Below are 9576 nucleotides of genomic sequence, written 5' to 3'. Positions count from 1 at the left end.
CATCTAAGGTATTTGCCAAAATGGTACCTTTAGACAAGGTCACTAAATCTTTTACTAATGCCAGACCAACACCTATACCTTCTGAGGTTTCGTTATTCTGATAAAAACGTTTAAATAGTTCTCCTAATTTATCTGCTTTTACTTGATCGTTTTGATTGATGATAGATAACTGTAATTGCTCATTTTGTTGTTGTGCTGTAAAATAAACCTGCGTTTTTTCTGGTGCGTATTTTATGGCATTAGAAAGAAGGTTAGAGCCTATTTTTTCGAGAATATCTTTATCGAACCAACAGTCTTCTAAGTTGTTTATTGTAGCATTTATTTTTATGCTTTTTTCGTTAGCTTTATATTGAAATGCTGCTACGAGTTGTTTTAGAATTATACCTAAATTTCCTTGCTCTACTTTTAACTTTATTTGGCCTGCGTCTATAAGCGATAAATCCATCATTTGGTTCACTAAACCTAATAAACGCATCGCATTTTGTTTTACTAATTGTAATTCTTTTTTATCTTCCTCTTTTAGAGTTTTGTTTGCTAACTGTTTATCTATTGGCCCAGATATTAAAGTTAAAGGTGTTCTAAACTCGTGAGAAATATTAGTGTAGAGTTTTGTTTTAAATTCATCGAGCTGCATTAAGCGTTCAGTCTCTGCATGTTCTAGTCTTACTTGTGTTTCTAATTTCCATTTAAATTTAAAATAACTGTAAATAGAGTAGAGGCTGAATAAGAATAACAGCGCGTATATGAAATAGGCTAAGTTAGTTTTGTACCACGGTTTTTCAATTATAAACTTGTAATTGGCAGTCTCATTACTCCATAAACCGTCATAATTACTCGACTTTACATAGAAGGAATAATTGTCTGGCTCTAAATTAGTATAATGCGCTAAATTGATGTTGTTACTGAGTATCCAATCTTTATCATACGGAGCAAGTTTATATTGATATAAATTACGCTCTGGTTGTGAGAATTGTAAACTAGAAAATGTGAATGTGAGTGTGTTCTCGTGATGTTTAAATGTTGTTTTTGCCTCTTCTATAGGTTTGTTGAATAGCTCTACTTTAGATATTATTGTTTTTGGTTTTACAGTATTTAACTGTAGTTGTGATGGTCTAAACCAATTAAAGCCTTCTAAACCACCGAAAAATAGAGTGCCATCTTCTGCTTTGACATAAGCGCCAGTATTAAATTCAAAAGCTTGTAAGCCATCGTAATTAGAATAATTGGTAATTTTTATTTCAGAATTTGTGATTTTAATTTTTGAAATACCTCTATTAGAGCTTATCCAAATATTCTCATCATTATCTTTTAAAATTCCATAAATTACTTCATTAGGTAGTCCATTCTCCTTAGTAATATGTGTAATGTTATTGGATTTGGTATTTAAGATTTTTATACCATCTCCATTAGTACCTATATACAATTTGTTATTGTCAAAGACTAATGATTTGGTAGCATTGCTTATACCTTCAATTGGATTTATCTGATTGTTTTTTTGATTTAAAGTATATACACCATCATTGTCTGTGCCTATATATAGTAAAGAATTGTCTTCACTAAATGCTAGTGTTCTTATGTTATTTGTTGGTAGCGATGTATTTTCTTGAGACCAATTATTAATGATGTTTCCTTCAATATCTAATTTGTAGAATCCTGAGTTACGAGTTGCAATCCAGATATGGTTAGAATTATCTGAGATAATCTTCCAAATCGTTTTTTTGTTTAATTGAGAGATTGTTGTAAATCTATTGTCTTTTAAGACTTGTAAACCTGCACCTTGATGACCAATCCAGAGGTCACTATTATGCAAATGTAAACTCATTATTCTATCACTAGCTATGTTTGAATTTTGACTAGTAAATGTGTAAGCTTCATCACGATTATTACGATTTAATTTTGTAAGCCCTTTACCAGAAGTACCTAACCATACTTTTTCTTCTGATACTGCAATCGCTCTAATAACATCGACATGAATGTTAGCTGGTGTTTGGCTATTGGTCATCACATTAAATTTGGCTAAAGTTTCATCATAAAAACTTAAACCAGAACCATCCGTTCCTAACCAAATCACACCAGTATTATCTTCAAAAACGGTTAAGACATCATTGTAGTGTAAGGCGTAAGGATCTTCTTTTTTTGCCTCAAAATGATTTACAATATTATTACTAGATGTTTTCATAAAAACACCGTTGCCATAGGTTGTTATCCATAATCGAGATTTGGAATCTACCAATACATCTTGAATATTTAGACCTTGAGGAAATAAGTTAGCAAATTCATCAATAGTTTTTTTTGTTACAAGATCATAACACAATAAGCCTTTGCTGTATGTTCCTGCAATGAGAAGGTTATTATGCTTTTTAAGGCTACTTATCGGAATGTTTTTCGATGAAAAGGCAGAACTTATTTTGCCTTGTTCTATAGTATATATTCCATTAGATGTAGCTAATAGATAAGTGTCATTTATTTTCAGTAAATCAAAAACACTTTTACTGCTGAGTGCTTCTGGAAATATTTTTTTTGATGTTTTACTAGAAATATCAATTTCATAAAGCCCGTTTTCTAATGTGCCAATCCAAAGTTTTTCTTTTGTAGGTCTATAAATTTTAGTGACATTAGAAATTTCTATAACACCTTCAAACGTTTTTGTTTTATAATTATAGCGTTCTAACCAACCATTTAAGCTATAGATCCAAAAGTCTCCAAATTCATCTGTATATAATTGTCCTAAATGGCTGTAAGTAGTTCTTGTTATATCTTGAAATTGTTTATCGTAATGCGTAAAACTTCTACCATCGTATTTGTTAAGACCATCTTGTGTCGCAAACCAGACATAACCAATTGAATCTTGGGCAATACTTACAATACTATTTTGAGAGAGTCCGTCATTGACAGTAAGGTTTCTAAATGAAAATTGTTTAGCTTCTTGGGCAAATGTTAAACCAACAAATAATATTAAATTCAAAAAAAATAACTTTACTCTGTTGAAGTTCATAGAGTAAAGTTATTGAATGATTATAAATAAATCAAAGATTAGGGTTTATTCCTTAATCAGCCTACGAACAATAGTCGTGTTTTCGGTATATATTTTTAGTAAATAAACACCAGAATTAAGATCACTTACCACTAGTTTTTTAGTTTTAACATCTCGAACTAATTTACCTGTAATATCATAGATTTCTATAGTTTTAATAACTGCAGAAGTTTTAATATAAGCAAAGTCTTGAGTTGGGTTTGGATAAAGGTATAAATCTACATTAGATAATGTTTCATCTTCAATACCTAAAACATCAAACATAAAATTACCTTGTCCGCTAACAATACCTCCAAAATAATCTTGTGTAGTTGTACTGTCTATGTTGGCATTATAAAAACTATTTAAAGATCCTCCAAGACCAATAGCAATAGGATCTGTATTAGTTAATATTTCTAACTGACCAGTGGTTGGCATATTGGTGATATCAAAAGAGAGAATAACAATTTGTTGCCCAGAAGTATGCGATAATAAGGTTTGTCCAGGTGGTAAATTAATTAGAAACCCATCTCGTGTGCCATCTCCAAGCCCATTAGCAGAGAGTACTGTAGCTGTGACTTCAGTTGATGAAATTGTACGTCCATTAAATTGTGACAAGTTTGCAACATCTGTGTTACCAGTTGGTACCATTAATGCAAAGCCTATATCCGAAATATCTGTGTTGCCAGAAGAATCAAAATCTGGTATTGCCACTATAGAAAAATTATAGTTGCCATTAGATACTATTGCTAACTCATAATTTTGAGCGTTTAATGAAATAATAATAAATAGAGAGATGAGAGTGTAAAAATGTTTCATGATAATGTTTTTTTAATTAATTTGAAGGTGGTACTGTGGTTGAAATGGTATAGGTTGGAAAATTTAAGAAGTTTCCAGGATGGTTTAAAATATTATCTTTTATAAGATTACTATCGTTTGCTGTACCAGAAAAACGTGCTGTGCCATCTAGATTTACGTCTTCAATTAAATAGCCAGTTGAAGAGAATGTTATAAAATTGAGAAAGTTGGCAGGATCTGCCAAAATGTAATCTTTTATGGCATTAGCATCATTGTTAGCACCAGAAAATGTTACGGTATCACTTGTGTTAGCATCTCCAGTCCACATTGCAGTGTCTCCAGAAGTTAAAACAGCTTGCGCATTAAGACCAAACGTATCAAAAAGAGTATCTGTAAAATCTACTATTGTTGATATATCTTCTGCTAATACAATTGGTAATTGACTCATTACACCCAGATGATTGCGATGGTTTACCACAACGTAATGGTCTTTGGGTGGAGCATTCATAGTTAAAGTAGATGTGCCATCTAAAGCGACAACATCACCATCACGTTGTAATAGTGCAGATTTGCCATTGAGTAGTTTGGTGTTATCATTGCTCGCACGTACTTCTACCCAAACCCAATCTACTATGGCATCATTCCCAGTAACTGAGAATACAGATGAGTTACAGGTAGTATTATCTCTATATGGACTGGTAGTTGGGATAAGGTTATTAGTGCGCAAGTCATCATTCATAAGTCCGCATGTATCTGGATTAAGAATCGGACCTTGCAGATATACAATAGGGTCTATTTTTAGTTTGAAACTAGAATTAATAAAGCCTTCGGAAATTGAAAGAGTAGGAGTACTATATTCTTGTACATTGACCTCTCCAATGGTGTAAAAAATTTCAATTCCTCCGGCTGTGGTTGATGCACCTCCAGAATCGATGCTAAATTTTTCTATGGTTTGCGCATTTCCGAAGACAATGACAAAGCATAAACTGTATAATGTTATTAATGTTTTCATGTGTTTGTTATTTATATAAATATTTAAGTATTGCATTTTAAATTAGAGTTTGTAACCTTCAAACCAACTACCACTCCCATCCATTCTCTCGTTTTCTCCGGCAGAATAATTTCTTAATAAGACATAGACTTCTTGGCTAGCATTTAAAAAATAAACACCACTGACCTCTGTTTTTACATCATCTTCATCTACATAGGTACTGTACCTGGCAGATGTATCTACATTGAACCGTAATCTAAAAAAAGCTGTGGTGACAAAGTTTGACTGTCTAATACATGCATGAAGAAAATAGTAGCCTGAGCTTGGGGCAACAAATCGATCTGTAGCTGTATTAAAAGCATTTGCTGTGTCATATACTTCTATATCCCAAATATCTGTCTCTACTTCAGTAAGACCATCTATATCTTTTACTGCAAAACCATTACCTCTAACTTTGAAAATCACTTGATTACCTACTACATCATCCACGTAGCTTTTCACTGCACGTTCTGTTGGTACTTTTGAATTGCTATTATCAGATAAGGTGATGTCTGTCGAAAATTCGTTAACACTTGTGCCGTTTTGTAATGCAAGGCCTGCAGAATTAACAGAAAGTTTATCTTCATAACCAACTGTAGTAGTAATATCTGTATCTAAAGCTATTTTAAATGTATCTGATTGATTTGAAATTTTGAAAAAAGAATGGGATCCGGTTTCAACACCGTTTTTTAATTCTATTTGAGTTTCGTCTAAATAACTAGGGACAGTTAAATTTATTCCAGCTTTGTCTTCATCAGAAATGTGTAATAATTCTGTAGGCGTGTTGGTTCCAATACCTACGTTTTTAGATAAGACATATACATTGTCAACTTCGAATTCCCATGATTTATCACCAGATGTTAGCGCATATGGAACGGTTTTAAACTCTGTAGTTCCTACATTTATTAATCCGTCACCTATATTGATAAATACTTCAAGAAAATGAATGTCATTAGCCCAATCAATACTAGTGAAATTTGGGCTACCAGAAACTAATGCTCCTTCTCCAATATTTATGATGATGATACCGTTGTCATCGGTTGTAGGAGAATGAGTTTCTGAATAAACACTAATTGCTCCCTGTAAAATGTTAAACTGTACTTGAATTAGATCGTTTGCAACGACATTACCAAGGTCATCTTTGATTACAGCTTTGTAATTGATTCCGTTTTGGGCATATCCTATGCATGTAATAAATAGTAAAACTAATAAGGTTAGGTCTTTTTTCATTTTAGTTGTATTTATCTATTAGTACTTGTTTTAATAAAAAGTAAATAAGGATTTATAATTTTCTGTAAAATTAATTACGATCTTTATTTGTGGGTTGTACTATTGTAACAAATCATATAAGATATGTAACTAGGTACACTTTATTGGTTGAAGTCCTTTTTTTAATTCATTCTATAATTAGAACTCAACAACTTCTGCTTCCCAATTACCGATGTATATATTCAATTGTGAAAAGTAAGTATTGTAACTGCCAGATTCACCTCCAAAGTCAGATACCAAAAAGCTAAAAGTATCTTGCCTTTGGGAACCAGTTGCTCTAAATTTTCCATCTAGTATAGCACCTGTAAGTGCATTATTACGGTCGCCAAGCCATTCAATCATTCTTCTTATAGACGATGTATTTACGATGGACCATGGACTTGTAATCTCATTGTCAAACGCAATAGAGTTGTCGGCAGGTAATTGCCATTGTATAACCCTTACACCACCATTATCAACACCTGTTAATGTAAATCTATAGCCTGCATCATTTTTTAATCTAAGTGTGAGGTTGCTTAAATCATCGTCTTGTGTGAACGTGTGGTCAAATCTTGCGTTGAAAATTCTCAAACTAAATTCTGGAGCTGTTGTATCTGTTTCTGGCACATCTGTATCACAACCAAAAGTGAATACTGCTATTAGACATATTAAAATTGAATTTCTCATACTATTATTTTGGTTTTAATGGTTAGTTGTTTTTAATTATTGTTCTCTGATTTATAGTTTTGACTTTCTTTATTTTGAATAGCATCAAATTATAAATCTCTTCATTTTCGTCTTATGACAATTGTATCAAAGGTTGTATCGTATGTAACATGAGTTATATTTAAGCTTTAATTATTGGCTGAAGTACCTTTAGAACCAAATTGTTTACCAGCTTCAGAGTAGCCTATACCTTTAAAGTTGATGCCTTTTACAGTTATAACAGTATCATCTTCATTTTTTACATTTTCTTTATCGAAGCGAACCTCTAAATCTGAAACTTTTGCATTACCAGTTGCATTACTAGAATTTGATAAATCTATAGAGCCTGAGATTTTAGCATTTGGATGGAACTTAGTTGTGTTAGGATGATATAGATACATCGCTGTCATTCTACCTCCATCTTTTTTAGGCACTTTTAAATGCACTGAGATTCGTTCTAGTTGATTGGTGTCTCCATCATAAGTCAATTGTAAGGTTTCTTTACCTTTTTCTAATTGTTTGGTAAACGTAAAAATGGCTTCGTGCTTGTTGGTCTTTTTGTGTCTGCTTACAATACCAGAAGCTTTAGTGTAATGCCATGCTTTACCGTTTATGGTGCAGAGGTAAGTACCATTGTTTTTTGATTTTTCCGAACTTGTAATTTCTGAAGGCTTTTCTGTTTCAGTTTTAACATTAATAATTGCCTCTTTTTTTGTTTCAGATTTACAAGAAACGAATAGTATAATGGCAATGAGTGTTGTGAGTTTTTTCATGGTTATTGCTCTAATAATTAAGGTTTATATATTACAAAAGAAAAAGCGGTATTTTGAGAAACATTGTCATAGTTGCTTGCGGTTACACGAAAATAACCTGAAGTATTTGCGTGTGCTTTAATAAATCCAGCAGTATTAGTAATTCTGCTTAACACAGTTATATAATCAGTAGAATTCCATACCTCATTATTTATTGTAATGTCATAAGTTCCAGTATAAGGTTTGGTTATTGTAAAGTTGCCGCTACCAGTAGAAATATCTCCATTACTTGCAATTGTACCATAAGCAATTGCTACCATATTAGCATTTCCAGTAGATGTGGTGTTTAATTCTCCGTCCAAAACAATATCCCCATCATCTTTAACGACAAAAGCATTATTTCTATTTCCATCAGATGTCCCATTACCTATCATAAATAAACCATCTGAATCATCTGAATTGTAATTTCCAATTGCAGTTGAAGCAAATCGAGACGCTATAGTACCAGACCCTAAAGCGGTTGAGCGATCACCTCTTGCTTCTGTAATAAAACCAAATGCGGTAGAAAAATCACCAATATTTTGAGTATTCCATTGTGTACCATTTACAAAACCTGCCCTAAATGCTCCTTTAGATTTGTCAAAGAAAAATTTTCTGGTTTCATCGCCATTATAGTTAAGTTGTGTACTACCAAATAAAAAATCATTTGTAGCTATAGAACCACCAGAATTTTTTGTAACATTATTTATAGTTTTAAATACTCCACTATTATCTACATATGTTTTTACCGCATTTTCTGTAGGTATTGCATTGTTGCTGTTACCTGAGAAGTTTCCGTCTGTTGAGAATTCATTAACCGACGTTCCCAATTGAAGTCTTAAATCACCATTAATATCTAGTTTTGCAGTTGGATTGTTCTCTCCAATACCTGTGTTTCCAGAGTTTTTAGTACTTATATTATTTCCATTAACCAACCATTGATTATCCATAGAGCTTAAGGCATAAGGAACCGTTTTAAACGCGGTTGTTCCCATATCTGTCAATCCACTACCTGTATTAATCTTCACATTTAAAAAATGTTCATCGCTTCCCCAATCGATTGTACTGAAAGTTGGACTTCCAGTCAATAATGCGCCTTCTCCAATATTAACTGAAGTAATACCATTGGCATCCGTAAATGAGGAATGTAATTCTCTGTAAACAGAGTTCTGAGCACTACCTCTAAGGATTTCGAATTGAATTGTAACATTTTGATTATTCGCAATCACACTTCCATTTCCATCTTTAATAAGGGCTTTATAGTTAATGCCTTGTTGAGCAAAGCTTGAAATTGAAATGAGTAAAGCAATGAGTAATGTGATTGTGTTTTTCATAATCTTATTTTTAATTGGTTGATTTCGATTCTATAAGATTTAATCGTGCTACTAAGTCTTCTATAGATTTACCTTGTTCTTTGATGAATTTATCTTGTACGACATCTTTTGAATTTTGCGCTTCTATAATAAGTTGCTGTTCTTGTAATGCTTTAGTAAGTAAAGCAATAAGGTCATTGTAACGTACACTTAAATACCCATCATCATCTTTGGTTAAAAATCCTTGGTCTGTGTAGCCAACTTTTTCCAATAAAACTTCTAAGTCTTGTGCAATAAAACCCATTTCGCGAGTTTTATTTGGATTGTTTTTTCGAGTATAATCTACAGGCTGTAATTGCATCACTATATCTAATCCATAAGGAAGCTCTCTAATATTATTTTTCCAACGTTTATCAGATGTTATAGACCAATCTACTTGTATGCCAGCATAAGAAATTGCTGAATTACCAATTTTTACTTGGTTAGATCCAGTTCCTGAAGGGACTTCTGCATCAAAACCAATACCAATATTATTATTACCTGTTGTAATACCAGTTAGTGCTCCATAGCCCAAAGCTGTATTATTATCTCCAGATGTATTTAAAAAAAGTGTTTCTACTCCGATACCTACATTAAAATTACCATTAATATTATTATAGAGTGCTCTATAGCCTGTCT

8 protein-coding genes are annotated in these 9576 nt (G+C 32.4%); all 8 read right to left on the bottom strand.

Annotated elements, in window-relative coordinates; all coding sequences use genetic code 11:
• On the bottom strand, nucleotides 1–2965 hold a 2965-nt coding region (locus QZZ53_RS15870), incomplete at its 3' end, for a sensor histidine kinase (protein WP_296386493.1).
• 75 nt (nucleotides 2966–3040) lie between these two features.
• A complete protein-coding gene (locus QZZ53_RS15865; RefSeq protein ID WP_296386490.1) occupies nucleotides 3041–3832 on the bottom strand; it encodes a T9SS type A sorting domain-containing protein in 792 nt (263 codons plus the stop codon).
• Between the two features lie 16 nt (nucleotides 3833–3848).
• Entirely contained in the window at nucleotides 3849–4823 is a 975-nt protein-coding gene (locus tag QZZ53_RS15860; protein ID WP_296386488.1) for a hemagglutinin protein, read from the bottom strand.
• 42 nt (nucleotides 4824–4865) lie between these two features.
• Nucleotides 4866–6071 (bottom strand): hypothetical protein, encoded by a 1206-nt coding sequence (locus tag QZZ53_RS15855; protein WP_296386486.1) that lies wholly within the window; start codon nucleotides 6069–6071, stop codon nucleotides 4866–4868.
• 177 nt (nucleotides 6072–6248) lie between these two features.
• Complete coding sequence (locus QZZ53_RS15850; RefSeq protein ID WP_296386484.1) at nucleotides 6249–6776, bottom strand: hypothetical protein; 528 nt, start codon at nucleotides 6774–6776, stop codon at nucleotides 6249–6251.
• A 167-nt stretch (nucleotides 6777–6943) separates the two neighbouring features.
• Complete coding sequence (locus QZZ53_RS15845; protein ID WP_296386482.1) at nucleotides 6944–7567, bottom strand: hypothetical protein; 624 nt, start codon at nucleotides 7565–7567, stop codon at nucleotides 6944–6946.
• A 17-nt stretch (nucleotides 7568–7584) separates the two neighbouring features.
• Entirely contained in the window at nucleotides 7585–8919 is a 1335-nt protein-coding gene (locus QZZ53_RS15840) for a hypothetical protein (protein ID WP_296386480.1), read from the bottom strand.
• Between the two features lie 10 nt (nucleotides 8920–8929).
• The coding region (locus QZZ53_RS15835; RefSeq protein WP_296386479.1) for a tail fiber domain-containing protein at nucleotides 8930–9576 on the bottom strand (647 nt) is incomplete at its 5' end.

Origin of the sequence: Winogradskyella sp. (assembly GCF_016744625.1) — a bacterium.
Lineage (GTDB): Bacteria > Bacteroidota > Bacteroidia > Flavobacteriales > Flavobacteriaceae > Winogradskyella.
The sequence above is the reverse complement of the archived record's forward strand: the minus strand, read 5'-3'. Positions and strand labels throughout refer to the sequence as shown.